The organism is Mycobacterium helveticum, from assembly GCF_007714205.1.
In the GTDB taxonomy this organism is placed as follows: Bacteria; Actinomycetota; Actinomycetes; order Mycobacteriales; family Mycobacteriaceae; genus Mycobacterium; species Mycobacterium helveticum.
In genome coordinates this window covers 1-1,607 of sequence record NZ_VMQU01000275.1, presented here as the reverse complement: position 1 = coordinate 1,607, position 1,607 = coordinate 1, and the positions used below count along the sequence as shown (strand labels likewise).

The 1,607-nt window shown below is 65.7% G+C and carries 2 protein-coding genes; one reads left to right on the top strand and one right to left on the bottom strand.

The genetic code is table 11. The annotated features are described in order from the left end of the window. The coding region (locus FPZ47_RS27430; protein WP_144957415.1) for an ISAs1 family transposase at positions 1-604 on the top strand (604 nt) is incomplete at its 5' end. A gap of 14 nt (positions 605-618) precedes the next feature. Here FPZ47_RS27430 and FPZ47_RS27425 read toward each other — a convergent pair. Then, positions 619-1,607, bottom strand: a 989-nt coding sequence (locus tag FPZ47_RS27425) for a tyrosine-type recombinase/integrase (protein ID WP_144957412.1), incomplete at its 5' end; no start/stop codon positions are given.

Below are 1,607 nucleotides of genomic sequence, written 5' to 3'. Positions count from 1 at the left end.
CGACCACGGTGCCGGAGTCGTGCTGGGACAGGTCGCCGTCGAGGTGAAGAGCAATGAAATACCGGCTGCCCGAACACTGTTGAGACACCTCGATCTCGACAATGCGGTGGTGACCCTCGATGCGATGCACACCCAGACCGACACCGCCACCACCATCACCGGCGCAGGTGGGGACTACGTGTTCACGGTGAAGGCGAACATGCCCACCCTGCACCACAAGCTCAAGAAGCTGCCCTGGAAGGACATGCCTGCGCACACGACCCGTACCACTGAGCGCGGCCGGCGCGTCACCCGAACGATCAAGGTCGCCGACGTTCCCGAATGGATCGACTTCCCCGGTGCGGCCCAAGTCGCCCAAATGCGCCGCACCGTCACCGACAACGGAGCCAAAACCGTCGAGGTCGTCTACCTGATCACCTCAGCAAACCACACGGCCGCACCACCCCAGCGGCTCGCCGCCTGGGTACAGGGCCACTGGGGCATAGAAAACCGCCTTCATTGGGTCCGAGACGTCACTTTCGCCGATTATTCCGCGCCCGTGGTTATGCCGCGTGGGTGCGGCGCGGGCATCGTTTGTCCTGGTCAGGTCGGTGGGCGGGGGTAGCCGATTCGGCATAATCACAGGTTGTCGAGGAAGGCGAGGATGGTGTCGGTTGGCTGGTAGCGGGGTGCGGAGGTGCCCGGTGGAGCGGTGCGTTCGAGGGCTCGCTGTTTGACCGCCAGGTCGGCGTGTAGATAGATCTGAGTGGTGGTGATGCTTTCGTGGCCGAGCCATAACGCGATCACCGACAGGTCGATGCCTGCGTCGCGGAGGAACATCGCGGCGGAATGCCGCAGCACGTGCGGAGTCACGCGGCGCGCCGCCAGGGATGGGCAGTGCGGGATCGCTGCTGCGGCATGCTTTTTGACCAGTGATTCGACGGCGTCGATGCTCATGCGGGCGCCGCGAGTGCTGGGGAACAGCGGCCCGGCGGGCGCGGTGGGTTGTTCGGCCAGCCATTGCCGCAGCAGTGCGACGGTGGGACCGGTCAGCGGGGTGCACCGTTGTTTTCGTCCTTTGCCGAGGCAACGCAGGTGCGGGCCGTGGGTGAGCACGACATCGGATCGGGTCAGCCCGGTCAATTCCGAAACCCGCAGCCCGGTTTGAACGGCGAGGGTCAGCAGGGCATGGTCGCGGCGGCCGATCCATGTGTCGGTGTTTGGGGCGGCGAGGAGGGCTTCGACTTCGTCGCGCGACAGGAACGTCACGATCTTGCGCTCGTGACGTTTCAGTGGGATCGCCAGGACTCGTTGGATCGAGCCGGCGTGTTCGGGGTGCCGGAGTGCCGCGTAGCTGAACAGGGAGTGGATCGCCGCGAGTCGCGCGTTTCGGGTTCGAATGCTGTTGCGCCGGCTGGTTTCCAGATGTTCGAGGAACGCCGCAACCAGCGGGGCATCGATGTCGCCGAAATCCAGGGCGGCCGGTGTCTTGTTGATGCGGGCGGCGGCGAAGCGCAGCAGCATGCGCCAGGTGTCCCGGTAGGCGGCGACGGTGCCCGCTGCGGCGTGTCGCTGTGTGAGGTGGTCGGTGAAGAACGCTTGCAGGGTCGGCGCGAGCAGGCTCATGG